General features: G+C 62.9%; 27 protein-coding genes. 18 read left to right on the top strand and 9 right to left on the bottom strand.

The features are described 5' to 3' along the window. Positions 1-123 precede the first annotated feature (123 nt). The 4 genes from A477_RS0100005 to A477_RS0100020 form a co-directional block, all read right to left on the bottom strand. A complete protein-coding gene (locus A477_RS0100005) occupies positions 124-1,017 on the bottom strand; it encodes a glucose 1-dehydrogenase (RefSeq protein WP_017196994.1) in 894 nt (297 codons plus the stop codon). A 187-nt stretch (positions 1,018-1,204) separates the two neighbouring features. Next, positions 1,205-2,038 (bottom strand): alpha/beta fold hydrolase, encoded by an 834-nt coding sequence (locus A477_RS0100010; RefSeq protein ID WP_017196995.1) that lies wholly within the window; start codon positions 2,036-2,038, stop codon positions 1,205-1,207. Between the two features lie 60 nt (positions 2,039-2,098). Beyond that, positions 2,099-2,953: an alpha/beta fold hydrolase gene (locus A477_RS0100015; protein WP_017196996.1), complete on the bottom strand. Its 855-nt coding sequence runs from the start codon at positions 2,951-2,953 to the stop codon at positions 2,099-2,101. 9 nt (positions 2,954-2,962) lie between these two features. Further along, positions 2,963-3,859, bottom strand: a complete 897-nt coding sequence (locus A477_RS0100020; RefSeq protein ID WP_017196997.1) for an alpha/beta fold hydrolase — start codon at positions 3,857-3,859, stop codon at positions 2,963-2,965. 75 nt (positions 3,860-3,934) lie between these two features. Here A477_RS0100020 and lysS point away from each other — a divergent pair, with 75 nt between their 5' ends. The 15 genes from lysS to A477_RS0100095 all read left to right on the top strand — a co-directional run bounded on the left by lysS (position 3,935) and on the right by A477_RS0100095 (position 18,592). Further along, on the top strand, positions 3,935-5,464 hold the full coding sequence (gene lysS / locus A477_RS0100025; protein WP_017196998.1) for a lysine--tRNA ligase: 1,530 nt from the start codon (positions 3,935-3,937) through the stop codon (positions 5,462-5,464). 2 nt (positions 5,465-5,466) lie between these two features. After that, positions 5,467-5,640, top strand: coding sequence for a hypothetical protein (locus A477_RS23400; protein ID WP_011772935.1), 174 nt, complete (start codon positions 5,467-5,469; stop codon positions 5,638-5,640). 131 nt (positions 5,641-5,771) lie between these two features. Next, positions 5,772-6,098 (top strand): histone-like nucleoid-structuring protein Lsr2, encoded by a 327-nt coding sequence (locus tag A477_RS0100035; protein ID WP_014920382.1) that lies wholly within the window; start codon positions 5,772-5,774, stop codon positions 6,096-6,098. Positions 6,099-6,460: 362 nt separating this feature from the next. Continuing rightward, positions 6,461-8,953: an ATP-dependent Clp protease ATP-binding subunit gene (locus A477_RS0100040; RefSeq protein WP_017196999.1), complete on the top strand. Its 2,493-nt coding sequence runs from the start codon at positions 6,461-6,463 to the stop codon at positions 8,951-8,953. A 154-nt stretch (positions 8,954-9,107) separates the two neighbouring features. After that, the gene (locus A477_RS0100045) at positions 9,108-10,325 is read left to right on the top strand and encodes a glycosyltransferase (protein WP_017197000.1); all 1,218 of its coding nucleotides are present in this window, start codon (positions 9,108-9,110) and stop codon (positions 10,323-10,325) included. 129 nt (positions 10,326-10,454) lie between these two features. Continuing rightward, positions 10,455-12,551, top strand: coding sequence for a S9 family peptidase (locus A477_RS0100050; protein ID WP_026005240.1), 2,097 nt, complete (start codon positions 10,455-10,457; stop codon positions 12,549-12,551). Positions 12,552-12,726: 175 nt separating this feature from the next. Next, positions 12,727-13,236 (top strand): amino-acid N-acetyltransferase, encoded by a 510-nt coding sequence (locus tag A477_RS0100055; protein WP_017197002.1) that lies wholly within the window; start codon positions 12,727-12,729, stop codon positions 13,234-13,236. A gap of 170 nt (positions 13,237-13,406) precedes the next feature. After that, entirely contained in the window at positions 13,407-14,855 is a 1,449-nt protein-coding gene (locus A477_RS0100060) for an FAD-binding oxidoreductase (RefSeq protein WP_017197003.1), read from the top strand. 13 nt (positions 14,856-14,868) lie between these two features. Continuing rightward, positions 14,869-15,057: a hypothetical protein gene (locus A477_RS0100065; RefSeq protein ID WP_017197004.1), complete on the top strand. Its 189-nt coding sequence runs from the start codon at positions 14,869-14,871 to the stop codon at positions 15,055-15,057. A 186-nt stretch (positions 15,058-15,243) separates the two neighbouring features. Then, entirely contained in the window at positions 15,244-16,245 is a 1,002-nt protein-coding gene (gene dhaK, locus A477_RS0100070) for a dihydroxyacetone kinase subunit DhaK (RefSeq protein ID WP_017197005.1), read from the top strand. Between the two features lie 2 nt (positions 16,246-16,247). Continuing rightward, positions 16,248-16,910, top strand: coding sequence for a dihydroxyacetone kinase subunit DhaL (gene dhaL / locus A477_RS0100075; RefSeq protein WP_017197006.1), 663 nt, complete (start codon positions 16,248-16,250; stop codon positions 16,908-16,910). Continuing rightward, positions 16,907-17,599 carry a dihydroxyacetone kinase phosphoryl donor subunit DhaM gene (dhaM, locus tag A477_RS0100080; RefSeq protein WP_017197007.1) on the top strand — a complete coding sequence of 231 codons (693 nt, stop codon included), beginning with the start codon at positions 16,907-16,909 and terminating at the stop codon, positions 17,597-17,599. Before dhaL ends, dhaM begins: the two co-directional genes overlap by 4 nt. 89 nt (positions 17,600-17,688) lie before the next feature. After that, on the top strand, positions 17,689-17,865 hold the full coding sequence (locus A477_RS21830; RefSeq protein ID WP_035760998.1) for a CsbD family protein: 177 nt from the start codon (positions 17,689-17,691) through the stop codon (positions 17,863-17,865). 98 nt (positions 17,866-17,963) lie between these two features. Further along, on the top strand, positions 17,964-18,230 hold the full coding sequence (locus A477_RS0100090) for a DUF4235 domain-containing protein (protein WP_017197009.1): 267 nt from the start codon (positions 17,964-17,966) through the stop codon (positions 18,228-18,230). A gap of 2 nt (positions 18,231-18,232) precedes the next feature. Then, positions 18,233-18,592, top strand: a complete 360-nt coding sequence (locus A477_RS0100095) for a VOC family protein (RefSeq protein ID WP_011772948.1) — start codon at positions 18,233-18,235, stop codon at positions 18,590-18,592. A 16-nt stretch (positions 18,593-18,608) separates the two neighbouring features. Here the strand turns inward: A477_RS0100095 and A477_RS0100100 are convergent, their stop codons facing one another. After that, positions 18,609-19,121, bottom strand: a complete 513-nt coding sequence (locus A477_RS0100100) for a VOC family protein (RefSeq protein ID WP_017197010.1) — start codon at positions 19,119-19,121, stop codon at positions 18,609-18,611. Between the two features lie 77 nt (positions 19,122-19,198). Here A477_RS0100100 and A477_RS0100105 point away from each other — a divergent pair, with 77 nt between their 5' ends. After that, positions 19,199-20,008 carry a helix-turn-helix transcriptional regulator gene (locus A477_RS0100105; protein WP_017197011.1) on the top strand — a complete coding sequence of 270 codons (810 nt, stop codon included), beginning with the start codon at positions 19,199-19,201 and terminating at the stop codon, positions 20,006-20,008. A 23-nt stretch (positions 20,009-20,031) separates the two neighbouring features. On the opposite strand, the gene A477_RS0100110 is transcribed toward A477_RS0100105, so the two are convergent. The 3 genes from A477_RS0100110 to A477_RS0100120 form a co-directional block, all read right to left on the bottom strand. Then, positions 20,032-20,502 carry a MepB family protein gene (locus A477_RS0100110; RefSeq protein ID WP_017197012.1) on the bottom strand — a complete coding sequence of 157 codons (471 nt, stop codon included), beginning with the start codon at positions 20,500-20,502 and terminating at the stop codon, positions 20,032-20,034. A 28-nt stretch (positions 20,503-20,530) separates the two neighbouring features. Beyond that, on the bottom strand, positions 20,531-21,013 hold the full coding sequence (locus A477_RS0100115) for a hypothetical protein (protein WP_017197013.1): 483 nt from the start codon (positions 21,011-21,013) through the stop codon (positions 20,531-20,533). Between the two features lie 113 nt (positions 21,014-21,126). Continuing rightward, entirely contained in the window at positions 21,127-22,077 is a 951-nt protein-coding gene (locus tag A477_RS0100120; RefSeq protein WP_026005242.1) for an iron-sulfur binding domain-containing protein, read from the bottom strand. A 135-nt stretch (positions 22,078-22,212) separates the two neighbouring features. On the opposite strand from A477_RS0100120, the gene A477_RS0100125 reads away from it, so the two are divergent. After that, a complete protein-coding gene (locus A477_RS0100125) occupies positions 22,213-22,941 on the top strand; it encodes a hypothetical protein (RefSeq protein ID WP_017197015.1) in 729 nt (242 codons plus the stop codon). 114 nt (positions 22,942-23,055) lie between these two features. After that, complete coding sequence (locus A477_RS0100130; RefSeq protein ID WP_017197016.1) at positions 23,056-23,319, top strand: hypothetical protein; 264 nt, start codon at positions 23,056-23,058, stop codon at positions 23,317-23,319. A 516-nt stretch (positions 23,320-23,835) separates the two neighbouring features. Here A477_RS0100130 and disA read toward each other — a convergent pair. Further along, positions 23,836-24,912 carry a DNA integrity scanning diadenylate cyclase DisA gene (gene disA, locus A477_RS0100135; protein ID WP_017197017.1) on the bottom strand — a complete coding sequence of 359 codons (1,077 nt, stop codon included), beginning with the start codon at positions 24,910-24,912 and terminating at the stop codon, positions 23,836-23,838. Positions 24,913-25,122: the final 210 nt, after the last annotated feature.

The raw sequence follows: 25,122 nt of genomic DNA on the forward strand, positions 1-25,122 counted from the left end.
GGGAGAGTAGGACACCGCCGGACAACCATTAGGTAGAGACCCCCCAACCCACCACGGGTCGGGGGGTCTCCCGCATTTAACAACAAGACTCACGCCACACGCTGGCGACGGGATCGCAACGAACTACGGAGTGGGGCTACCACCGTTGACATTCAGCGTTTCACCGATCACATAGCTGGACTCCGGTGAAGCAAGGAAGACATACGCCGGAGCGAGTTCCGCGGGTTGTCCGGCCCTGCCCAGGGGAGTGGATTGCCCAAACTCCGGTAGCTCTTCCTTGGGCTGGCCGCTGCTCACTTGCAGGGGAGTCCAAATGGGTCCAGGCGCCACGGCATTGACCCGGATGCCCTTGGGAGCGAGCTGCTGCGCGAGTCCCTTGGTGAAGTTGTTGATGCTGGCCTTGGTGGTGGCATAGTCCACAAGGGTGGGCGAGGGGTTGTACGCCTGAATGGACGTGGTGTTGATGATGGTGGCACCTGCGGGCAGGTGCGGAAGGGCGGCCTTGGTCAGCCAGAACATGGCGTACACGTTGGTCTTCTGCGTGTGGTCGAATTGTTCGTCTGTGATCTCGGCCAGGTCTTCCTGAGCCACCTGCTTACCGGCGTTGTTGACCAGGATGTCCACTCCGCCCAGGACGGCAATAGCGGTATCCACCACTTCCTGGCATGTGGCGGAGTCTTTGAGGTCTCCGGGCACTTTTACGGCCTTGCGGCCTGCGGCCTCGATGATGCCGGCAATTCGCGCTGCGTCTTCTTCCTCTTCGGGCAGGTATGAAAGGACAACGTCTGCACCTTCCCGGGCAAAGGCGATGGCCGTGGCCGCACCGATTCCCGAGTCCGCTCCCGTGACAATTGCCTTGCGGCCTTCCAGTCGTCCCGTCCCCCGGTAGCTCTCCTCACCCAGGTCCGCCTTGGGCGTCAGTTCGGCATCGAGGCCCGGCTCTGGCTGGTGTTGTTTGGGCGGCGAGATCTGTTCGTAGGCGGTGACCGGGTTTCGGAACGTGTACTGATCAGTCATGATGGTCCTCCTGTTGCCGAGGTCTGGAACATGAAAGGGTGCTGCCCCGACGTTGAACCAAGTACAGCACCCGCCCCTCAAAAGGTAAGGGGACTTATGATTTACAGCCTAGAGGGGTCGCCAATGATCTGCAAAGACGGCTCATTTGGCCATCAATGCAGCTTCGGATGGTAATGCTGTCGGGGCCTTAGCCCGAGAAGAACTCGGACAGTTCCGAGATGAGCTTGTCCGGCGCTTTGTTGGGCCCGTCGTGTCCGAACCCGGGGAGGATGGTGTAGCTGGATCCGGACAGGACGTCGTGGATCTGGCCGCACGCGACGCCGAAATATGCGGGGCTCTTTTCGCCCACCACGATAAGGGTCTCCAAGGGCAGCTCAAGGAAAGGTTCGGCAGGCATGTCCGCGGCGATCACTGCTTTAATTTCGCGGACGCCGCAGGTCATCAGTTCGCGCATCTGCTTGCCCAGTGGTGTCCCGGCGGCCAGCTTGTTGGCCAAGGTCAGCATGGATAGGGGCATTCGCGCAAAGGCACCCCCGGTCTCCACTCCTTTGATGAGGACAGCGAGGGCGCGATCGTAGTCTCCGGCAGCCGTCGCGCGTTCGTAGTCAGGTGTCCAGTCAGCTTTGACGCTGTGGTTAACCGAGACTGCGGGATCGTAAACCGCGAGGCGCTCGACCGGCAGCGTCCGAGCAGCGTGCAGCGCAACGGCACCACCGAAACTGTGCCCGAACACGTCTGTGCTGGACGTGTGCTTCATGACAGCTTCGAGGTCCCGGATGTCGGCTTCGAGCGTGTAATCCTCGGACTGCGGAGACGAATCACCGCGTCCACGTCGGTTGAAAGTGTGCACGGGGCGGCCAAGGGCCTCGCTCAGTTTCTGGGCGAAACGCATGTAGTCGGTGGCCGTCACCATGGAGGCAGGAACGACGACGACACCGGAGCCTGCCGCTGCCAGCTCACCGCCCGTGGTGAGTACTTCGAGGTGTCCGCCGTCGTGGGTCATGATGATGTCGCGCGTCATGACTCGAGCCTAACCGAGCCACCTGAATGCGGGCAGCATGCCGGCCCTTATGTGGACAAGTCAGCGCTTGAAGTAGGCTGCGATGTCGGCGACGAGTTCGTTGACTGCCGCCGGGACGGAGCCGTGGAAGCCCTTCGGGGACACCTCCAGCGTGCTGCCGGGGACGGCCCTGTTCAGGCGGGCTGCGGTGACCTTGTAGAACTGAGGACTCTTCTTGCCCACCATGAAGTGGGTATTGGGAGGCAGGACTGAGAAATCCCGGGGCGTGTCGGCAGCGTCGAAGGCTGCCTTGAGTTCACCGACACCCGACGGCATGAGCTCCCGGAAGAGCCTGTTGACCTTGGTCCTCGACACCACTGCCATAAGCCCGGCCAATACCGGCTCCGGAACCCGGGCGAGGGCGGTTCCGGGATGCATGCCGCGCTTCATCCGGGCCATCGCCCGTCCGACATCTCCCTTATTGACGGACTCCGTGAATCCGTCCAGCCAGCCCGTGTCCATGCTTCCGTCAATGTTTACCGCAGCGTCGTAAACCGCGAGCTTGTCCGGTTGGTGGTGGGTGCCTGCGAAGGCCTGGGCTGTGTTGAGGGCGACTGCGCCACCCAGGCTGTGGCCCATGATGTTGCGGGCACCCGTGGCGTCCATGATGGTGCGGACGTCGGCGATTTCCGTGGCCATGGAGTAGTCGTGGGGTTGCTCGCTGGATTTTCCCCGGCCGCGGCGATCGTACACGTCCACGGCCCAGCCTTCGCCCAGGCCCTTGGACAAGGCGAGGGAGAAGGGACGGTAGATCAAAGCGGTGAGGAATGCGCCACCAATAAGCACCACACGGCGTTCCCCGGGCGCGTCCTCCGTGCCGTAGCTGTACAAGGCGAGCTTGCCGCCGTCGTGCGTTCCAATGTCCCGTTCCTTCACCGGAACATCCTAGGTTGTACTGGCGGGTTCTTCCTCCCGGTGGCTCGCGGAAAGGAACCGCGCGATGCGCGACGCGAGGCGCTTCCCGGGCCGGAGCGGACCTTCATGGAACTGCAGCGGCACAATCGCGAAGTCGATCGAAGGCACGGCGCCGGCCAGAATCCGACCGGTCTCCGCGAAGTACGACGGACTCCACCCACCGCTGAGCATCAGCGTGGGGGTGGAGAGTTTCATGAAGTCGTGAAGATGGGCATCGGCATCGAGGACGGCCCGCATTTCCGTCACGGCAGTGGGTAGGAGGGAGCGCATCTCCAGTCCCAACCGGGTTCGGGCGGAGAGGACGCTGAGCGTGCGCAGGGCGCCCATGGGCAGGTAGGAAATGGGGCCAGCCGTCCCCAGCCCCTGGACCAGGTGGGCCCATGCGTGGTCCAGCTGGCCTGCAGTCACAGCCTCCTCGAGCTCGGGCCGCCACCGGCCGCTGAGGTTGCCGGAAAGGGACACCGCCGCGTCATAGGTGACCAAACGGTTGATTCCCCCGTGGCGGGCGGCCTGCAACGCCACGAACCCGCCATAGCTGTGCGCCACAACATCCGTGGAACCGCTCTTCTCCATGACCGCTTGAAGGTCCGCGATCTCTGTGTCGACGGAATAGCCGGGCGGTTGCGGTGCGGATTGTCCGCGACCACGACGGTTATAGCTGTGAACAGGGCGCCCCAGTAAAACGCTCAACGTCCGGGCGAACGGCCAGTACAAGGAGTCTGTCACCAAGGTGCCATGAACAAGCACGACGCCGGCTGGTTCAGCGGCTGCCTTCGAGCCCGGAAACGAAGCCCCCGACGCCGGACGGAAGGTATGCACCTCAAGCTGCCCGCCGCCGTCGTTCGTCTCAACCGTCCACGTTTCCACAGCCCGAGTCTATGCGTATCCCTGATCTTGATGCCCGGAAGTAAAGGCCCGCAATCACCGGTAAACTTAAGGACTGTGACTTCCGCAAACACCCCCGCCCTGAACACCTCCGCAGAGCCCATCGACGCCAGCGAGCAAATGCGCATCCGTATGGAGAAGCGCGCAAAGCTGATCGGGCGGGGCACCGAGGCCTATCCGGTGGGTGTTGAACGGACCCACTCCCTCAGCGAAATACGCGAAAAGTACGCACACCTGGAAGCCGATGAGACTACTGGCGATACCGTGGGCGTCACCGGCCGCGTCGTGTTCATCCGTAACACCGGCAAGCTCTGCTTTGCCACCCTCCAGGAGGGCGGTGTGGACGGCAAGGGCGTACGCCTCCAGGCAATGCTGAGCCTTGCGAACGTCGGTGAGGAAGCGCTCGCCGAGTGGAAGGCCCTGGTTGACCTGGGCGACCACGTTTTCATCAAGGGCGAAGTCATTTCTTCCCGCCGCGGCGAGCTGTCCGTCATGGCCGACTCCTGGTCCATGGCGTCCAAGGCCCTGCGCCCCCTCCCGGTTCTGCACGCGGAACTGAACGAAGAGACCCGCGTCCGCCAGCGCTACGTGGACCTCATGGTCCGCGACGAAGCCCGCGAAATGGTCTACAAGCGGGCCGCCATTACCCGCTCGGTCCGCGACACCCTTGACCGCCACGGCTACGTGGAGGTGGAAACCCCCATCCTGCAGCTGGTCCACGGCGGTGCTACAGCCCGCCCCTTCGAGACGCACATGAACGCGTTCGACCAGAAGATGACCTTGCGCATTGCTACTGAGCTTTTCCTCAAGCGCGCCGTTGTTGGTGGCATTGACCGCGTGTACGACATGGGCCGCGTGTTCCGCAACGAAGGCGTGGACTCCACGCACAGCCCCGAATTCACCACGCTTGAATGCTATGAGGCGTGGGCGGACCAGTTCGTCATGGCCGAGCGCATGAAGGAAATCATCCTGAATGTGGCAGACGTCGTAGGCACCCGCACCATCCAGACGGACGCCGGCGAAATAAACCTCGACGGCGACTGGGCGTGGATTTCGGTATACCCGGGTATTTCCGAAGCGGTGGGAATTGAAATTACTCCCGACACCACAGTGGATGAGTTGCTGGCAATTGCGGCCAAGCACGAGGTCAAGGTGGACCCGAAGTGGGACGCCGAAAAGATCGTGGTTGAACTGTTCGGCGAGATTGTGGAACCCACTCTGCTGAATCCCACCTTTGTCTACGACTACCCGCCGTCCGCGCAGCCGCTGGCCCGCCCGCACCGCGAAGACGGCCGGCTCATTGAGGCCTGGGACCTGATCATCGGAGGCATGGAGCGCGGTACGGCGTTCTCCGAGCTTATTGACCCCGTAATCCAGCGTGAGCGCCTTACAGAGCAGTCCCGCCGCTCTGCTGCCGGCGATGAGGAAGCCATGCAGCTGGACGAGGACTTCCTCCGCGCCCTTGAATACGGCGCCCCGCCCATGGGTGGCATCGGGCTGGGCATTGACCGTTTGGTGATGCTGTTCACCGGTGCCGGTATCCGCGAAACCATCCTTTTCCCGTTGCTGAAGCCTGAAGGTCACTGATTATGGAGTACATCGCAGTCCTGGCCCCGTCCATTGTGGTGGGATTGATCTTCTGGTTTGCCATGAAGTCGATCTTCAATGCGGACAAATCAGAACGGCAAGCTGAAGCCAAGGCACAGGCCGAAGCGAATTTGAAAAATTCAGGACCTGCATCCGAGGGTCCCGCGGCTAAATAGCCATCCAATTGGGTTCCGCTTACAGAAGGGAATCCAATAACGCTTTGACGTGAGTGCTTGCCGTGAACGATAATCATCAAAGGAATCCGGGGAATTTCTGATTATCCAACCCTCCAAATGAGAGGCAACTCATGGCACAGAAAGTAAAAATCATCCTCGTCGATGACCTGGATGAAGGGGCAGCGGACGAAACTGTCCGCTTTGGCCTCGATGGCGTGAGCTACGAGATGGACCTGTCCACTGCCAACGCAGCCTCGCTGCGCAAGGCACTGGAGCCCTACGTTGCTAAGGCAAGGAAGACTTCTTCCGGCCGTGCAACCCGGGGCCGTGCAACAGCCGCACGTAACCAGGATTCCGCGCAGATCCGCCAATGGGCCCGTGACAACGGTTACACGGTCAACAGCCGCGGACGTATTCAGGCTGAAATTCAGGAAGCGTACCAAAAGGCAAATTCCTGATTCACCGATTCAAAGCCCCGGCAGCCACTGCCGGGGCTTTGGTGTTTAACCGGCCAGTTTGTGCTGGCTCTGCAGTGGGCTTGGAATATTCTGTGAGCCGCCTGAGTGGGGAAGGCCCGATTACAGGCACTAATGCCCTCAAGGAAAGCGGCGGACCAGCATGCCGCAAAAATGTTCACGGACGGCCGACGATCGGTCCACTCAGGCAAGGCGGGAGGGTGCCACCGCTGCATGGGAGAGGTCAAGGGTTGGATCCGGATTTATTCCACAACGGCGTCATGTTTCCCCTGTGGCGAACACGCTCCAAAAGTGTTGCTCCGGCACGTAGCATCAAAGTACGTCGTAGCTAGGAGTGTGGCGAAATGTTTGAGAGATTTACGGACCGTGCCCGTCGCGTGGTCGTCCTTGCCCAAGAAGAGGCACGGATGCTTAACCACAATTACATCGGTACCGAGCACATCCTCTTGGGTCTGATCCACGAGGGTGAAGGTGTTGCTGCCAAGGCGCTCGAGTCCCTGAGCATTTCGCTCGATGGCGTTCGCGAACAGGTGCAGGAGATCATTGGCCAGGGCCAGCAGGCCCCGTCCGGCCACATCCCCTTCACCCCGCGCGCCAAGAAGGTGCTTGAGCTCTCCCTTCGAGAAGCACTGCAGCTCGGCCACAACTACATCGGTACTGAGCACATCCTGCTCGGCCTCATTCGCGAAGGCGAAGGCGTAGCCGCCCAGGTGCTGGTCAAGCTTGGTGCGGACCTTAACCGGGTCCGCCAGCAGGTCATCCAGCTGCTCTCCGGCTACCAGGGCAAGGAGACCGCAGGCAGCGGCTCGGGCCAAGGCCAGCCGGAAGGTACCCCTGCCGGTTCGGTGGTGCTTGACCAGTTCGGACGTAACCTGACCCAGGCTGCGCGCGAAAACAAGCTCGATCCTGTGATCGGCCGCGAGCAGGAGATGGAACGCGTCATGCAGGTCCTCTCCCGCCGTACCAAGAACAACCCGGTCCTGATCGGTGAGCCCGGCGTCGGCAAGACTGCCGTCGTCGAGGGTCTCGCCCAGGCGATCGTCCGTGGAGACGTCCCCGAGACCATCAAGGACAAGCAGCTGTACACGCTTGACCTCGGTTCCCTGGTTGCTGGTTCCCGCTACCGCGGTGACTTCGAAGAGCGCCTGAAGAAGGTCCTCAAGGAGATCCGCACCCGCGGTGACATCATCCTCTTCATCGACGAGATCCACACGCTCGTTGGTGCAGGTGCTGCCGAAGGCGCAATCGATGCTGCGTCCATCCTGAAGCCGATGCTGGCCCGTGGCGAACTCCAGACCATCGGCGCCACCACGCTGGACGAATACCGCAAGCACATTGAGAAGGACGCTGCTCTTGAGCGCCGCTTCCAGCCGATCCAGGTCAAGGAACCTTCAGTCGCTCACGCGATCGAGATCCTCAAGGGATTGCGTGACCGCTACGAGGCACACCACCGCGTGACGATTACCGACGGCGCCCTCGCCTCCGCTGCGCAGCTGGCCGAACGCTACATTTCGGACCGCTTCCTGCCGGACAAGGCGATCGACCTCATCGATGAAGCCGGTGCGCGCCTGCGCATCCGTCGCATGACCGCTCCGCCGGAGCTCAAGGCCATGGACGAGCGCATCGCGGACGTCAAGATGGAGAAGGAATCCGCCATCGACGCCCAGGACTTCGAGGGTGCCGCCTCGCTGCGCGACAAGGAGCAGAAGCTCATTGCCGAACGCGCAGAGAAGGAACGCACCTGGAAGTCCGGCGGCATGGACGACATCTCCGAGGTTGACGAGGACCTGATCGCTGAAGTTCTCGCGAACTCCACCGGCATTCCGGTCTTCAAGCTCACCGAAGAAGAGTCCTCGCGCCTGCTCAAGATGGAAGACGAACTCCACAAGCGCGTCGTCGGTCAGAACGAGGCCATCAAGGCCCTGTCCCAGGCCATTCGCCGCACTCGTGCAGGCTTGAAGGACCCCAAGCGTCCCGGTGGCTCGTTCATCTTCGCCGGCCCCACCGGCGTCGGCAAGACCGAGCTCGCCAAGGCACTTGCAGAGTTCCTGTTCGGTGAAGAGGACGCCCTCATCACGCTGGACATGTCCGAGTACTCCGAGAAGCACACGGTTTCGCGTCTGTTCGGTGCACCTCCGGGCTACGTCGGCTACGAAGAAGGCGGCCAGCTGACTGAGAAGGTCCGCCGGCGTCCGTTCTCCGTGGTCTTGTTCGATGAAGTGGAGAAGGCCCACGCGGACCTCTTCAACTCGCTGCTGCAGATTCTGGAAGACGGCCGACTGACCGACTCCCAGGGCCGCGTGGTGGACTTCAAGAACACCGTGATCATCATGACCACCAACCTTGGTACCCGCGATATCTCCAAGAGCGTGGCAACGGGCTTCCAGTCCGGCACGGACACCCAGACCGGCTACAACCGGATGCGTGCCCGGGTCACGGAAGAGCTCAAGCAGCACTTCCGCCCCGAGTTCCTCAACCGTGTTGACGACGTCGTGGTGTTCCCGCAGCTGACGCAGGACGAGATCATCGAGATCGTGGACCTGTTCGTGACCCGCCTGGAGCGCCGCCTCAAGGACAAGGACATGGGCATCGAGCTCACCCCCGCCGCCAAGGTTCTCCTGGCCACGCGTGGTTACGATCCCGCCATGGGTGCCCGGCCGTTGCGCCGCACCATCCAGCGCGAGATCGAGGACCAGCTGTCCGAGAAGATCCTGTTCGGCGAGCTCCACTCCGGCGACATCGTTGTGGTGGACGTTGACGGCGAAGGTGACGACGCCAAGTTTACGTTCGAAGGCAACGCCAAGCCGCGGATCCCGGAGATCGCTCCCACCGCGTAGGTTGCTACAGCACTAAGCCCCGCCCGCTCCAAGACAAGGAGCGGGCGGGGCTTTTGCGTTGGCAGCGGTGCCGCTTCTTGTACAGATAGAGCCGTAAAGTGGCTTCAGAAGGGCATCATTTGTACAAAGCGGCAAATGGGGAAGTAGTGGTGGCATGCGGGTACTCATGGTGGCTCCAGGGACGCGGGGAGACGTCGCGCCCATGGCTGGGCTGGGGAGCAGCCTGCAGAGCCTGGGCTACGAGGTGGCCATTGCGGCCAACCCCGCCTACGCAGCTCTCGTTGTTGAGTCGGGCTGCGGGTTCAGGCCGTTGCCTGGGGATCTGACCGAGTTGATCAAACAGCCAGCGCCCGGTGCCAAGGCTTCGTCCGGAAGCGTGCTTACCTTCTGGCGGAAGCTCGGAGAATATATGGACAACGCTGCCACCGGCACGCTGGTGGCAGCGGAGGCCGGCGCAGACGTGATCCTGGCCAATTCGGTGGCACCTTATGCTTACGACGTCGCGGAAGCTATGCGTATTCCGGTCATCGGCGCGCATTTGCAGCCCACGGAGCCCAGCGCATCCTACCCGCCTGTGATCATGAATTCAGCCCGCAGCCTCGGCGCATGGGGCAACAAGATCATTGGTGAGCGCGCTGCCGCGGGTCCGGCTCCCTATGATGCCCCCAGTGCGCGCCTTCGCAAGGAGCTGGGACTGGGCAAGATGAGCCGCGCGGCCGGTGAACGCCGCCGTCGTAAATCCCGCGCCACTATTCTTCATGGCATCAGTCCGTCGGTCCTGCCAAGGCCTGCTGATTGGCATACGGGCTTGGTCATGGCCGGATATTGGTGGCCGGTGATGAAGCCGGGCTGGCAGCCGTCAACGGACCTCCTGGACTTCCTTGCGGACGGTACCCCACCCGTTTTTGTTGGCTTTGGAAGCAGCGCGCATGTTGATCCAGCATTCATTCTTGAGGCCACCCGCCGGGCTGGAGTGCGGGCTGTCGTGCAGGGCGTCGACAGTGCGCTGGGCGACGATGCGATCGGCGTCGATAGCGTTCCTCACGAGTGGCTCTTCCCTCGGATGGCGGCAGTGGTTCACCATGCCGGAGCGGGAACAACGGCGGCAGGCTTCCGCGCGGGCGTGCCGGCCATAGGCGTCCCGGTGTACACGGATCAGCCGCTCTGGGCCTCCCGGATCGCCTCACTCGGGGCGGGCCCTCAGCCGATTCCCTATAAGAGGCTGACTCCCGCGCGCCTTGGTGACGCTATCGCGGAAGTCATTCACGCGCCGTCGTACGCGAAGAGGGCGGCGGAAGTGGCGGCGGCCATCGCGATGGAGGATGGAACCCGGCCAGTGGTCGAAGCCTTGCGAAGCCTCCCATCCAAGTAGCAGTTGGGACCGTTGGGGGCGCTCAGAACGGCCTGAGCTTCAACTTACCCGGGTAAATATGTGAAAGTACTGTTTCACTGTGAGTGAACCGCCCTGTGATCTGCGGCACGATCCGTGTTGAATCGGAACATGGATTCTGCTGACACCAAGGGCGAGCAGCCCGACACCCCGTTTCACGACCTCGACCATTATCTCGCCATCCCGCGGGTAGGCGGCCTCACCCTCAGCCCGGATGGCAAGCGCCTGGTCACCACTGTCACAACGCTGAATGCCAAGGGAACTGAGTTCGCCACCGCACTCTGGGAACTCGACCCCAGCGGCCGGCATCACGCCCGCCGCATTACCCGCAGCTCCAAGGGCGAAACAGGTGCGGTCTTTGCTGCCAACGGCGACCTCTACTTCACCTCGGCGCGTCCTGATCCGGAGAGCCCTGACGCCGACCCCGTCAATGCACTGTGGCTGCTGCCCGGCGGCGGGGGAGAGGCCCGCGTGGTGCACTCACGTGCAGGCGGCATCGCTTCAGTGATGGCCGCCAAGGGTGCTGACGTCACCTTCGTCAATGCCGAGGTCCTGGCCGGATCCGCCGACGAAGAGAGCGACGAGGAACGCCGCAAGGCGCGCAAGGACAACAAAGTCTCGGCCATCCTGCACAGCGGCTACCCGGTCCGCTACTGGGATGCCGACCTTGGCCCGGCGGAGCCGCGGATCTTCGCCGTGGAGCAGGGTGCGGAAGAACGGCCCAACAAGCCCTCCACGGTGGATGCATCAGCGCCGCTCCAGCTCCGGAACTTGACGCCCGGCGTCGGGGGTTCCCTGCGCGAAGCGAAAACGGTGGTGAGTCCGGACGGCAAGACCATCTACACCAGCATGACCAGGGCGCTCGCGAAGGCTGACAGCCGCGAGGTGCTCGCCGCCGTGGATGTCGCCACCGGGACAGTGAAGGTACTGCTTGACCACGAAGGCATGAGCTATTTCCCCGGTCCGGTCAGCCCTGACAATCGGAGCCTGGTGGTCCAGAGCGAGAGCGACACGACGCCCACGCAGGCTCCCCACGTGAAATTGCACCTGGTGGACGTCAGCGGTGGCGAGACCACGGATCTTGAGCCACTCGCGCACCAGTGGGACCGCTGGGCTACGCCCCTGGCATGGCTCCCGGACGGCACTGCGGTCCTGGTAACAGCGGACGACGACGGCGCGGGGCCACTTTTCCGGATCGACGTCGCGGACGGTGCTGTCACCCGGGTGACGCAGGATGCTGCCGCCTATTCCGACGTCGTGGTTTCCCCGGACGGGACCACGGCGTACGCGCTCCGAAGCTCTTACGAGTTTCCCGCCGAAGCCGTGCGGATCGACCTCGCCACCGGCGAGGTTCTCCGTTTGCAGGCACCGGCGGATCGCCCCGTTTACAAGGGGCACCTTGAACGCGTGGAAGCGACGGCCGAAGATGGCTCGCGCGTACCGGCGTACTTGGCGCTCCCGGAAGGTGCCTCCGCGGACAATCCGGCACCGCTGTTGCTTTGGATCCACGGAGGACCGCTGAACTCATGGAATGCCTGGACGTGGCGCTGGAACCCGTGGCTGCTCGTGGCCAAGGGCTACGCGGTGCTCCTGCCTGATCCTGCCCTTTCCACCGGGTATGGGCAGGAATTTATCCAGCGCGGCTGGGGCGAATGGGGGAAGAAGCCCTTTACTGACCTGATGGCCATCACCGACGCAGTGGTTGCCCGGCCGGACATCGACGAATCGCGGACCGCGGCGATGGGTGGATCCTTCGGGGGCTACATGGCCAACTGGGTAGCCGGGCAGACCGACCGCTTCAAGGCGATCGTCACCCACGCCAGCCTCTGGGCGCTGGATCAATTCGGGCCCACCACCGACGCAGCCCAGTACTGGCTCAAGGAAATGACAGTTGAAATGGCGATGGAAAACTCGCCCCATCTGAACGTGGGCAACATCAGAACGCCCATGCTCGTCATCCACGGCGACAAGGACTACCGCGTGCCCATCGGCGAAGGGCTGCGCCTCTGGTACGAACTCCTGTCCTCATCGCAGCTGCCCGCCGACGAGAACGGCCAGAGCCCGCACCGCTTCCTGTACTTCCCGGACGAGAACCACTGGGTCCTGCAGCCGCAGCACGCGAAGGTTTGGTACGGAGTCGTGGAGAGCTTCCTGGCAAAGCAGGTGCTGGGCGAGGAGGTTTCTTTGCCGGAGGAGCTGGGAGTGTAGGTCGTTGCTGGCTGCGGCGCTGGACCTGCGCCATTCGCCGCGTGCTCGCTCGTTCCTCGCTTAGACGCACGCTATGCAAAAGTCTCAGGTCCAGCGCCTCGCGGGTGGGACTCGCTCACGTCCGGGCGTAAGTAACGGGGCGCATGGCATCTGTTTGCCTCGTTAGGATGGGGGAGTGAATTCGACCTTTAGCCTTCGTCCTGCCCGCACCAGCGATGTGGCGGCCATCAAGAGGCTTGTGGCGCCCCTGGCTGAGGAACGGATTCTCATGGCCAAGGAGACGGTGGCGTACTACGAGAGCCTCCAGGAATTCCGGATCGCCGAGTCGGACGAGGGTGAAGTCATTGGCTGTGGGGCCCTGCATGTGATGTGGGAGGACCTTGCCGAGATCCGCACCCTCGCTGCAGCTGATTCCTGGCGTGGGCGGGGCGTGGGTCACGTCCTGGTGGAGAACCTGCTGGAGGAAGCGCGGGCGCTTGGCGTGAGCCGCGTGTTTTGCCTGACTTTTGAGGTGGACTTCTTCAAGCGCCACGGATTCGAAGTCATGGCGGACCAGTCTGCCGTGGATCCACAGGTGTACTCCGAACTGCTGCGCTCGCATGACGAGGGCGTTGCCGAGTTCTTGGATCTCGCCCGGGTGAAGCCCAATACCTTGGGCAACACCCGCATGATCAAGCAGCTTTAGCGCCCCCGAACAGCACTCTCTCATCCCGAGCCCGCGCCTTAGCGGCGTGGCAATCAACCCTGCCTGATTATGAGTGATTTATTAACTCTTCTCTTATATCCAGTTGATGGATAAACTGGTCAAGGCTTGCTGGGGAAGCTTCCACCACATCGGTCAATTGAGAGAAGATCATGCAGTCCCACGCGTCCTTTTCAGATGTTTCAGAACTCCAACTCAGCGTGCGCGGTCCCGTGTTCACGCCTGCCGATCCGGGCTTCGCTCCCGAAGTAGCGGCCTTCAACCTCTCTACACAACACCAACCTGATCTGGCCTTCGGCGCCCTCGATGCAGAGGACGTTTCCGCGGCTATTCGCTGGGCGGCAGAGCGGGGAATGCCCGTCTCCGTCCAATCCACCGGACACGGTGCCACCAACGCCATTGAAGGCGGTTTGCTCATCAGCACCCGCCGGATGCTGGAACTCAGCATTGATCCCGTTGAGAAGACTGCCCGCGTCGGTGCGGGTGTCCGTTGGAAGGCCGTGGTGGATCTCGCCGCAACCTTCGGCTTGATGGGTCTCTGCGGTTCCACCACCGACGTCGGAGTGGTGGGTTACACCTTGGGCGGCGGCCTGCCCATCCTGGGGCGCAAGTACGGCTTCGCTTCAGACCACGTGATTGCTTTCGAACTCGTCACCGCCGACGGCACGCAGCGCCGGGTGACCAAAGACGAGAATTCGGAGCTGTTCTACCTCCTCCGCGGCGGCAAGGGAAACCTGGGCATTGTCACTGCCATGGAATTCCACCTCTTCCCGGGCTCGGACCTCTTTGCCGGCGGGCTGTACTACGACGGCGAATATGCCGCCGCGGTCCTCGAGCAGTTCAGTGAGTGGGTGACGTCGCTTCCCCAGGAGGCGTCGGCGTCGTTGGCTTTCCTGAGGCTGCCGGACATGGACATCGTTCCCGAGCCGTTGCGCGGCAGGTTCGTAGTCCATCTGCGCTACGCCTATCAGGGTGACGCGGCCGTGGCCTCGCAACTGCTGGAGCCAATGCGCCAGAGCGCGCCCTTCATGATGGACGGGACCGGTCCGCTGGACGCTACGCAGTTCGACATGATCCACCAGGACCCGGACCAGCCCGTGCCCGTACGCGAGCGGGGCTTCCTCTTGGACCGCTTGGACGATGGCGCCAGGGAAGCGATCCTGCGCCACTTCGGTCCCGGCGTCGAAAGTCCCGTGTTGATGGCTGAACTGCGGCTGCTCGGCGGCGCCTTGGCCAAGAGCGCCGAAGGCGAGGACACCGTTGGTGCCCGTGACGCCGCGTTTAGCTTCTTCATGGCAGGCATGGCGGTCCCGCCGCTGGCGGAGCTGCTTCCGGTAGTGTTCGACGCCGTTCGGGAGGACCTGCGCGAAGCCTCCAATGGCGGGACTTTCGTGAACCTGCACGGCCACTTCGTTGACGCTGAGGACCGGGAGCGGGCCTGGGGTCCGACAGTCCGCGAACGGCTCAGGAAGGCCAAAGCGGAGCTTGATCCGAAGAACATGTTCAGCTTTGGGCATGTTGTGGGGCTTCCGGTCATTGATCAGACCGTGCTGCTTGAAGACGTTGTTACTGCTGGCGGCGACGCCGTCCTGAACAGCTGAAGGGGTGCGGACAATGGACCGTAGGGTCACGTTCCCCGATTTCTCCGCTTTCCAGATCGACATTCCGCAGGGGTCATGGCCGCACGAAGCCTCATGGCAGGACGCGGGGCACTCGAACCCGGATCTTTACTCGGCCTTCTGGCCGGAGTACCAGGTCCGGAATGAGTCCGAGTCGGTGACAGTACAAGCAGCCGAGGATTAGCGGATCCAGTGAATCAGCGGAAGGGACAGTCATTGGGGGCTGTCCCTTCCGCTCTCTATGTAATGGGCACCGATCTTTAGGTCCAGGCGCAGTTATTTATGCACAGGCAGGCCGCTAGGCCTACCCTGGCCCCAGCGGCCGGTAGTAGGGTCAGAGCACCAGCCACAGCACGCCCAGGAGCATCACATGAAAAAGCTCATCAATGATCCACGCGCCGTGGTGGACGAGTCCGTTGAAGGTTTCGGCATGGCCCATGCCGACATCGTGGACGTCCATCCCGAGCCAAAGTACGTCATCCGGAAAGGGGCTCCTGTAGCGGGCAAAGTCGCCTTGGTTTCCGGCGGAGGCAGCGGTCACGAGCCCCTGCACGCGGGTTTCGTGGGCCTCGGCATGCTGGACGCAGCAGTCCCCGGGGCAGTCTTCACCTCGCCTACACCCGACCAAATCATTCCGGCGACCGTGGCAGTGGACTCAGGCGCCGGCGTCGTCCATATCGTGAAAAACTACACCGGCGATGTCCTGAACTTTGAAACCGCCGCCGAAATGGCGCAAGCCGAAGGCGTACACGTACGTTCGGTGCTGGTGAACGACGACGTCGCGGTGGAGGACTCGCTGTACACGGCTGGCCGGCGCGGCGTGGGCGGAACTGTCCTTGTGGAAAAAATCGCAGGTGCATCCGCCCAACGTGGCGACGACCTGGACGCGGTCACGGCCATCGCCGAGCGTGTGGTGGCTAACGTGCGGACCATGGGTGTGGCGCTGTCCGGCTGCACTGTTCCTCACGCCGGGACGCCGAGCTTTGAGCTCGCGGAAGATGAGATCGAGATTGGCATCGGCATCCACGGTGAGCCTGGCCGGCACAAGATCGCAATGGAAAGCGCTGATGCGATCACGGACCGCCTCTTGGAGCCTGTGCTTGAAGATCTTGCCGTGGCATCCGGGGACAAGGTGCTGCTGTTCGTCAACGGAATGGGCGGCACACCTCAAAGTGAGCTGTACATCGTGTACCGGCGGGCGGCCCAGGTCCTCGCCGAGCGTGGTGCTACCGTGGAGCGCTCCCTCGTGGGGAACTACGTGACGTCCTTGGAGATGCAGGGCTGCTCCGTGTCCGTGCTGCGCCTCGATGACGAGCTGACCAGGCTCTGGGACGCTCCTGTCCACACGGCTGCCCTACGGTGGGGAGCCTGAGCATGGGGCTGGGCGTTGACTGGGCGGTTGATTGGCTGAAGCTCTCCGCAAAGGCCATGGCAGAGCATCGGGTGGAACTGATTGAGTTGGACCGTGCCATCGGCGACTCGGACCACGGCGAGAACATGGACCGGGGTTTCCAGGCCGTGCTGCAGAAGCTCGATGAGACTCCACCTGAAACTCCGGGAGCAGCATTGAAGGGTGCGGCAATGGCACTCATGTCCAAGGTGGGTGGGGCTGCGGGGCCGCTTTACGGCACAGCCTATCTACGGGCAGCTACCTCTTTGGGGGACAGCAGCGATATTGATGCAGAGGCTCTGGCTGCGGCCCTCGCGGCCGCCCGGGATGGAGTGGTGGCCAGGGGTAAGGCGGAGCTCGGGGATAAGACGATGATCGACGCTTGGACTCCGGCTGTTGAAGCGGCTCAAATAGCCGCAACGGGCGGCTCGGACCCCGTTGGCGTGTTGGAGGCGGCTGCGGAAGCTGCTGAAACAGGGGCCATGGCCACGGATCCGTTGGTGGCACGCAAGGGCCGGGCCAGCTACCTGGGGGAGCGCAGTGCCGGGCATCGAGACCCCGGTGCCGCTTCCACAGCCCTCCTCCTTCGCGCGGCGGCAGCCGCAGCTGCAGGCTCCACCGGTGACACGGGAACCGACGCCGTATGACAGTGGGGATAGTGGTTGTATCGCACAGCAGCAAGATCGCTGAGGGCGCGGTGGAACTTGCCGCGCAAATGGCTCCCGACGTCGAACTGGTCGCCGCCGGGGGAACTGACGACGAGCGCATCGGAACCAGCCTTGAGAAGGTGCTTGCCGCCGTCGAACAGTCCCTGGTCGATTCCGGGGGCGACGGCGTGGTGGTGCTGACCGATCTGGGCTCGGCCGTGATGACAGCGGAGTCGGCGATGGAGTTCGCCAGCGATCCGGACGCTGTGCTCCTTGCTGACGCGCCGCTGGTTGAGGGGCTCGTGGCTGCAGCAGTCGCCGCCCAAGGAGGTGCCGGCGTCGAGGATGTCTGCAAGGCGGCAGAGGCTGTGGCTTTTGGCGGATTGCCCGCGGGAGTGGGGGGTCCGGAGATCCCGGACGACAAGGAGGAACCGGACGCAAGCGGCGACTTTGAACTCATCAACCCCCTTGGAATGCATGCCCGACCTGCGGCCAAGATCGCCGGGGGCCTATCCGGGCTGGACGTGGAGGTGACCGTGAACGGCGTCGACGGCATGTCCATCATGGCGCTGATGGCGCTCGCCGCGGGTAAGGGTTCATCCCTGCGGGTCGAAGCCCGCGGCAAGGATTCGTTGAAGGCGGTCGAATACGTGGGGCGGCTTGTGGAGGAAGGGTTCGGGGAGCTCTAGTCCGGGAGATTTTCTCCCAAATATTGCTAAGTACACTGATTAGTGATGTTGTAGAGGTACAGGTTCACTACAAGGAAGAGGTGCGACACATGGGTGCTGACGACAAGATGGAGAACGCTGGCGAGAAGCTCGGTGGCAAGGCTAAGGAAGCTGCCGGAAAGCTGACTGACAACGAGCGCCTGGAAGCCGAAGGCAAGGGCGACCAGACGAAGGCCGACCTCAAGGGTGCCGGCGAGAAGCTGAAGGACGCTTTCAAGAAGGACTAAGAATCCAGGCAGGGCCGCTGCGAATGCAGCGGCCTTGCCTTGTCTTTGAGTCGATTGATGTGGGAGACGTCGCTCGGCGGCGCGCTAACTGATGGAGGATGTTCGTGAACATACTGGTGAAACTTTTCGGCCTGGCAGTCAGCCTCGGGGCTGGCACGCTCGCAAACAAGACGCTGGAAGGCCTCTGGGAGAAGAAGACCGGTAAGCCCGCCCCCAAGGATGGGACGAATCTCAACGACTCCCTGCCCGGCGTCCTTGTCTTCGCGGTTGTATCCGCCGGTGTTGGCGCCATTGTTCACGTTCTCACCCAGCGAGGCACCAAGAGCGCCCTGGCCCGCATGAAGAAGACAGCAGACGAGGTTTAACAATGGCTATAGCTAAATTCCCGAGCGTTGTCATCGATTGTCCTGACGCAGCTGCGTTGGCCGCTTTCTACGGCGAGCTTTTCGGCTGGGAAATCGAGGACAAAGGCGACTGGTTCGATATCCGTCCCAGCGACGGCAGCAACTGCATCTCCTTCCAGCAAGTGGAGGTGTACCAGCCGCCAAAATGGCCCGGTCAGACCATCCCTCAGCAGATGCACCTTGACATGGTGGTAGAGGACTTGGACAAGGGGGAGGAAGTGGCGCTTTCCCTGGGCGCGACCAAGGCCGACCATCAGCCCGGAGAGACGTTCAGGGTGTTCCTTGACCCGGCCGGGCACCCGTTCTGCCTCTGCCTGAGCTGAGTCCTGGACCGGCGACCTAGCCCTGCTGGGCCGCCCACTCATCGACGCGGCGGTTGCTCTCTTCTTCGGAGAGATCCTCGACGCGCGTCATGATGGACCAGCGAATGCCGAAGGGATCGCGGAGGCTTGCGTACCGGTCACCTGAAACGAAGGTGGACAATGGCTCGCGGATAGTGGCCCCTGCTTGTTCTGCTTTCCTGACGAGTCCATCTGCGTCCTGGCAGTAGAGGCCGAGGGAATAGCAGTCGTCCTCCCCATTCGGCGCCGGGACCAAGTGGAACTCCGGGTTGGGCTCGCCCAGTTGGAGGTGCCCGTTGCCGAAGTCGAGTTCGGCGTGGACCACGATCCCTCCCATTTCGGTCTCGCCCACAACACGGGCCCCGAACACATCTCGGTAGAAGGCGATGGCTTCCCTGGCGTTGGGCACCGCAAGGAACGGCGTGAGGCTGGTCAAGCCTTTCGGGATGCCATGGGTGGTGTATTCGCCGTGGGCTGCCGTGCTGGACTCTGTGCTTGTAGTATCTGTCATGGTTACGACGCTACGGGCCTTCTGCCAGGTAGCGCTTGGAGATTTGCGACAGCTTTGATCCGCTCGGGAAAGGTCCAATGGAGGGTTCGTTCAAGGGCATCCTGTATCCGGCAAGATTGCCCACCTTTCATCGTTTTCCGGCCCCTGCTTCCGTTGCTGACCTGGTGCAATGGTTCTGGATACCGGAGTGGAACATCGAGCCCGGCCGGTCATCCCGGCAGCACGTGATCGCCTACCCCACGTCCAATCTGGTGGTGCAGGGCAAAGTCGTCGAGTTCTCCGGGCCCACTACCCGGGCGGCTTACCGCGACCTGACCGGCAAGGGTTGGGCTGTTGGCGCGCTTCTCCGCCCGGCAGCGGTGCCGCTGTTCACTGACAATCCGGGAGCTCTCCGCGATCAGGCGGTGGTGTTGGCGCTGGCGGATCTTCACGGGGCCGTGTCGGCAGCCATGAACGCGTCTCAAGGTGACGCGCACGACGGCGGCGCTCGCCGCGAGGGGGCAGTGGGAGCCTTTGTTGAGTGGCTGGTTTCCGTGGACTGTGAAGCATCCGAGGAGGCCTTGCTCGCGAACCGCATGATGGAGGTGATTGCTTCCGAGGCGGACGTGCTCCTGGTTGAGGACGTGGCATCCCGTCTGGCCGTGTCGCCGAGAACCCTCCAGAGAATCGCCGGAAAGTACGTCGGGCTGAGCCCCTCCGCGTTGATCCGGCGTCGAAGGTTGCAGGATGCGGCTGAGCGTACACGGTCCGACCCCACAGCGGACCTTGCCGTGATCGCCGTCGAACTTGGCTATGCAGACCATGCGCACCTGACGAACGACTTCAGGAAATACTTGGGCTTCACGCCAAGTTCGTACCGGAAATCGGTGGAGGAGAAGCGGGGCTAGCCTCGACCGAGAAGCTGGTCCGCTCAGTTCGCTGTTGTGTTCGGAGTGAAGTAATCGCACTGCCATTGCTGGGTTCGAGCTGCCTGTCGGTTGCGCACTTCGGACCAAGGCGGATAGACCCGGAAGCCGCGCTTTCCGCCGGCGCCCTTCACGGAAACGATGCCGTGCTTGACCAGCGCCGACGTGGGAAAGGAAAAGTGGCCCATGTTGTTCCCTTCCCGCACTGTCACCACCAATAGCCCGGTGCCGTCTTCCGCGGGGAAGGGTTCTGTGGATCCGTTCTGGGCGCGACGCCACACCGCAACGAAGAGGCCCACTTTCGTCGGGGTGAGCTTGCCAACGCGGAACCGGATCCGTTCTTGACCGAGTATGGCGACGGCGGCGCCATACTCCTGATTGTCGGCCTCCGGCACAGGCAAGGAGTCCCGTGCGGCGGACTGCCCCAGAGCCTTCAACGCCTCGGATACGTCGGGGTGGACATGATGGGCAGTCACGCTCCCATCTTAGGTCCCAGCCCCAGCGCTACCGCTGCCGCAACCCTGCTTCATCCAGCGTCAAAGCTGCAGTAATCACTCGCCCGCACTGCTCGCCGTAGGGATAGTCGCCCGTAGGTGTGAAGGTCAGTGTGCGGACCGGCAACGCGATTCCAGTGGGGGAAGTGCCGGTCAGGGTCGCCTTGAGGGGACTTTCGGATAGCGCCGGAAGCTCAAGGAAAGCCTGAAGGGTCCCGTCCGGCGAAGACGTCGCGGAGCACACGCCATCCGGTGTGCAGCCTTGGTCCACGGCCGTCGCGCCGGGGTTCAGCATAAGGTCCTCTTCGGTGCAGAGGCCGTCTTGGCAAGCCTCTAGCCGAAGCGAAGCAACGTCGTCTGCGTAGTTGGCGGAGACGGCCAGGGATAGGCCGGCTACGTGCCCGATCGCCGGGCAGGCCACAGGTTCGGGGAAGCAACCGGGAAGCAGTGCTGCGGTCCCGGCAAGGGTCAAAGCCAATCCGATTCTGCCCATGCTTCAGAGTAGGACCGGGCGCAGTAACTGTCTCCAGCGACTGCCAAAGAGGCGGCTGCATTGTTACTCCCCGTCCGATCCCGTTGCCGAACCGATACCGCGGCTGACGGGCGCTACGCCGGAAGCCGCAACCCGCCGTCGTGCATTTCTGCCAGACCGTCCACCAACAGACCCTCAAGTGCCCGCTCCAGCTGCTCGGGCGCGGAGTTGAGCCGGTGCAGGGCGGCGAGCGGGATTCCGACACCGGACGGCTCGAATCCGAGGTCCGCTGGCGCTTGCTCAAACATCTCGCGGGGGACCGGGGTGGCAGCTTCACGGAGGACGGCCATCACGGCGCCGCGTACTTGGCGGTCCGTGCCGTGCCAGGACTGGCCCTTCGGGGTGTACGACGGCGGCGGCTCACCGGCCGCCAGCCAGGCGCAACTGGAGCGAACAGGACAGTCAGCGCACTTGGGGCTGCGGGCGGTGCAGACCAGGGCGCCGAGTTCCATGACGGACGCGTTCCACCGCACGGATAACTTCCGGTCCTCGGGCAGGAGGGCGTCGGCCAGTCGCATCTCCCCGGCGGTCAAGGCGGGAGCGGGGAGTGCACTTCCGGAGATGAGCCGTGCATGGACGCGCCGGATGTTGGTGTCCACAACGGTTTCCCGGCAGCCAAAAGCAAAAGCTGCGACGGCGGCCGCAGTGTAGTTGCCGACGCCCGGCAACCCCAGGAGCTCGGTGTAGCTGTCAGGAACCTGGCCGGCGTGCTGCTCGCGTATCGCGACGGCGGCCGCGTGCAGTCGCAGGGCCCGGCGTGGGTAGCCGAGGCGGCCCCAATGGCGGACGGCAGCGCCAGATGGCTCGTCGGCAAGGTGGGTGGGTGTGGGCCAGCGTTCCATCCAGTCCAGCCACACGGGGAGCACCCGCACAACGGGTGTCTGTTGGAGCATCACTTCGCTGACCAGGATGCCCCACGGGCTGCAACCGGGCTCGCGCCACGGAAGGTCGCGGGCGGTCTCGGCGAACCACTGATCAAGGGCTTGGTGGAGGCCTGTCAGCTGGCCTGAATCGGGAAGTGTCATGCTGCCATCCACTGTAGTGGAATCCGGGGGCCGCCACCCTTGGCGGCGCTCATGGCAGACGTCACACAGGCCGGGATTGGACCCTTGCGGCGTGGAGGTTAGGTGCCCACGCGACCGCGAGCCTAGCCTAGAACCATGGCCAACAAGGGTAAGCAGCAGTCGACCGCGCGCACATCAGCGCCGGCGAAGGGTGCTGCCCGTGGCTCATCCCGCGCCGGTACGCCGGGCAAAAGCGCCCCGGTGAACAGGCGCCGACCGAGCCCTGCCGTGTATCGCCGTCGTCGGCAGGTGGTTTTTGGCGCCCTGCTCGTAGTGATCGCCCTGATCGTGGGCGGCATCGTGGCGCTGACGGGCGCGCTCGCTGGAAACCCGGAACCGCAGGCTGTCAGCACGCCGGATGTATCAACGGCACCGACTCAGGGGACTGCGCCGACAGGAACAGCGGCGCCTTCGCCTTCAGCCCCGCCCACGCCTGTCTGCGATTTCAACTTGATGACCGTTGCCGCCAAGACCGATAAGCCCGCTTACGGCCCGGAGGAAAAGCCGCTGCTGACCATGACCATCACCAACGGCGGCACCGCCCCGTGCGAGGTCAACGTGGGCACCTCCCAAATGGAGTACCTGCTGATGAGCGGATCGGACCGCATCTTCTCGTCAAAGGACTGCCAGACGGGCGGCGAAGACCTCATCAAGACCATCCAACCCGGCAAGAGCGAGACCGCAAACTTCCCGTGGCAACGCAACCGAACGCTGGAAGGCTGCGCCGAGATCACCGCCAAGCCTGGCGCTGGAGGGGCCTACTACACGTTTGAAGCGCGCCTTGGGAACAAGTCCAGTGCCAAGGTTGCCTTCCAGCTGAACTAACCCTCTCTGGATTTGCGGCTGAAGCCACGGACGTTCGCAGCGGCCCGACGTCCTTCCAGAACCAGGCGCTTGACCCGGTAAAAGAGCTCCGGCGACGCCGAAAGCAGTCCCTGTTTGACGGTTCTTGCCGCCATGGCCTTCACGCGCGTCAGCAGTGGCGCGGTGCAGCGTGGAGAGGATCAGGTGGCGGTCCTCAAAGAGCCGCCGGAGCATGGCCACGGACGCGGCACTTTCCAGTGTCTCGTGTCCGCCCTTGTACTGCTGAATCTTCCATTCAATGCAGGTATTGAAAGCTGCTATATCCGGATTATCGAAAACGAATTCAGGCTCGCCGAACTGCTCAACGAGTTTCCGGAGCCGCTGGCGTTGGGTTCTTAGCAAGCTCTTGCTTCGCTTCCGGACGAGGGCCAGATACGCCTCCCACGAATCAAAATTGCCCCAGATGACCAGCGGTGCCGGGTCCACGGTGGTCTTGGGAACCACTGAAGTGGGGTCTTCATCCGGCAAGGCGATAACCGAGGTCACCATTTTGGGAAGGTAGCGCAGTGTTCCGGACGGTGGAACGGTGTCTTCGCCGCCGGGGACGGGCTTTACGTAGTCGTAAAAGGGCCCGCTGTGGACCGCCCTTTTCCCATTGATCTCGGCAAGCCGGACGTGCGCTCTGCTTCCCTGGATCCCGTACGTTTTTTAGCTCAACGGTTTTCGCCAGATAAAAGTCGCGGGCAAGTGCCGTGAGGAAGGCGTCGGAAGCGTAGAAGTCCATGCTGGTTTACCCCTTGAACCGCCCCGGAGGGCATGATCTCTAAGCCCGACAAAAATTGTTGCGGGCAAACTGTGTTCTGGGGATTGAACAAAAGAGCCGGCTGAGTCCGACCAACCCATTCTAAGCCGGGTCTACAGGAAGCGGTCCAGGAGACTCGCCTCGGCCATGCGGCTCAGGCCCTCGCGGACTGTGCGGGCGCGCTGATCGCCGATGCCGTCCACGGTCATGAGGTCGTCGATCGTGGCTGCCATGAGGTTCTGGAGCCCGCCGAAGTAGTCCACCAAACGGTCGGCCACGGCCTTCGGCACGGACTTCAAGCCGGACAGTAGACGGTAGCCTCGCGGCTGCACGACGGCGTCCAGCTGCTCCACCCCACCCGCGAAGCCGATGATGTGGGCAATCCGGCTGAGGTCGATCAGTTCCGTGGGCCCCAGATTGAGAAGGGCCTGGACGGCTTCCTCGATTTCCTCGGGCGTAGCGTTGGGATCGGAGTAGTCCCTGATGATGACATCGCTGCCCGGGCCGCGACCCACGGTGAGCTCTTCAACCTGGAGGGACAGCAGGCGGCCGTCTTCACCGAGTTCCAGGACATACTGGGCGATTTCCTCGGAGATGCGGCGGACCATTTCCTGGCGCTGCAGCGTGACCGCCACGTCCCGAACGGTAACCAGTGCCTCGATTTCCAAGGCCGAGAGAGAGCTGGTGACCTGGTCCAAGCGGGCGCTGTACCGTTCCAAGGTTGCGAGGGCCTGGTTGGCGCGGGCGAGGACCTTTTCGGAGCCCTCCAGGACGTGACGCAGACCGTTCACGTAGAGCGCGATGATTTGCATGGACTGGCTGACTGAAATAACGGGAACGCCGGTCTGGATTGCGACGCGCTCGGCGGTGCGGTGCCTGGTGCCGGATTCCTGGGTTTCGATGCTCGAATCGGGCACCAGTTGGACGGCTGCACGGACAATATTGCTGGCGTCCTTGTCGCAAATGATGGCACCATCCATCTTGGCCAACTCACGGAGACGCGTTGGGGAGAAGTCGATGCCAATATCGAATCCGCCGGAACAGATGGAATCGATAGTGCGGTCATAGCCCAGCACGATCAATGCGCCGGTGCGTCCACGGAGGATGCGTTCCAGGCCGTCACGCAATGGAGTTCCGGGTGCGACTCTGGCCAAGGTCGCCTTAAGCGACTCTTCCGGACTCCGGGCCATAGGGTTTCCCTTCGAAGGTGCAAGCCACGGCTCACAGACAAGCTGAATCGGGCGTCAGTGCGCTCTGCCAAAAAATGCCCACATGACGACAAGCACAATGATAGGGCTTCCGGGCACCGTTAACCGCACCAGCAAGCCCCAAAGTGGGTCATTTCGTTATGTTCGGCGGTGCTTGGAAGGTGCATTTTCCGAGCTGTCCCGCAGGAGCAC

Origin of the sequence: Arthrobacter sp. M2012083 (genome assembly GCF_000281065.1) — a bacterium.
Taxonomy (GTDB): Bacteria; Actinomycetota; Actinomycetes; order Actinomycetales; family Micrococcaceae; genus Arthrobacter.

Excerpts from the sequence above, each read along its gene's own strand:
- A477_RS0100005 (WP_017196994.1), bottom strand. The coding sequence starts at position 1,017 with ATGACTGATCAGTACACGTTCCGAAACCCGGTCACCGCCTACGAACAG.
- A477_RS0100010 (WP_017196995.1), bottom strand. The coding sequence starts at position 2,038 with ATGACGCGCGACATCATCATGACCCACGACGGCGGACACCTCGAAGTA.
- A477_RS23400 (WP_011772935.1), top strand. The coding sequence starts at position 5,467 with ATGGAGTACATCGCAGTCCTGGCCCCGTCCATTGTGGTGGGATTGATC.
- A477_RS0100035 (WP_014920382.1), top strand. The coding sequence starts at position 5,772 with ATGGCACAGAAAGTAAAAATCATCCTCGTCGATGACCTGGATGAAGGG.
- A477_RS0100040 (WP_017196999.1), top strand. The coding sequence starts at position 6,461 with ATGTTTGAGAGATTTACGGACCGTGCCCGTCGCGTGGTCGTCCTTGCC.
- A477_RS0100045 (WP_017197000.1), top strand. The coding sequence starts at position 9,108 with ATGCGGGTACTCATGGTGGCTCCAGGGACGCGGGGAGACGTCGCGCCC.
- A477_RS0100050 (WP_026005240.1), top strand. The coding sequence starts at position 10,455 with ATGGATTCTGCTGACACCAAGGGCGAGCAGCCCGACACCCCGTTTCAC.
- A477_RS0100060 (WP_017197003.1), top strand. The coding sequence starts at position 13,407 with ATGCAGTCCCACGCGTCCTTTTCAGATGTTTCAGAACTCCAACTCAGC.
- A477_RS0100065 (WP_017197004.1), top strand. The coding sequence starts at position 14,869 with ATGGACCGTAGGGTCACGTTCCCCGATTTCTCCGCTTTCCAGATCGAC.
- dhaK (WP_017197005.1), top strand. The coding sequence starts at position 15,244 with ATGAAAAAGCTCATCAATGATCCACGCGCCGTGGTGGACGAGTCCGTT.
- dhaL (WP_017197006.1), top strand. The coding sequence starts at position 16,248 with ATGGGGCTGGGCGTTGACTGGGCGGTTGATTGGCTGAAGCTCTCCGCA.
- dhaM (WP_017197007.1), top strand. The coding sequence starts at position 16,907 with ATGACAGTGGGGATAGTGGTTGTATCGCACAGCAGCAAGATCGCTGAG.
- A477_RS21830 (WP_035760998.1), top strand. The coding sequence starts at position 17,689 with ATGGGTGCTGACGACAAGATGGAGAACGCTGGCGAGAAGCTCGGTGGC.
- A477_RS0100090 (WP_017197009.1), top strand. The coding sequence starts at position 17,964 with ATGTTCGTGAACATACTGGTGAAACTTTTCGGCCTGGCAGTCAGCCTC.
- A477_RS0100095 (WP_011772948.1), top strand. The coding sequence starts at position 18,233 with ATGGCTATAGCTAAATTCCCGAGCGTTGTCATCGATTGTCCTGACGCA.
- A477_RS0100100 (WP_017197010.1), bottom strand. The coding sequence starts at position 19,121 with ATGACAGATACTACAAGCACAGAGTCCAGCACGGCAGCCCACGGCGAA.
- A477_RS0100105 (WP_017197011.1), top strand. The coding sequence starts at position 19,199 with ATGGAGGGTTCGTTCAAGGGCATCCTGTATCCGGCAAGATTGCCCACC.
- A477_RS0100115 (WP_017197013.1), bottom strand. The coding sequence starts at position 21,013 with ATGGGCAGAATCGGATTGGCTTTGACCCTTGCCGGGACCGCAGCACTG.
- A477_RS0100120 (WP_026005242.1), bottom strand. The coding sequence starts at position 22,077 with ATGACACTTCCCGATTCAGGCCAGCTGACAGGCCTCCACCAAGCCCTT.
- A477_RS0100125 (WP_017197015.1), top strand. The coding sequence starts at position 22,213 with ATGGCCAACAAGGGTAAGCAGCAGTCGACCGCGCGCACATCAGCGCCG.
- disA (WP_017197017.1), bottom strand. The coding sequence starts at position 24,912 with ATGGCCCGGAGTCCGGAAGAGTCGCTTAAGGCGACCTTGGCCAGAGTC.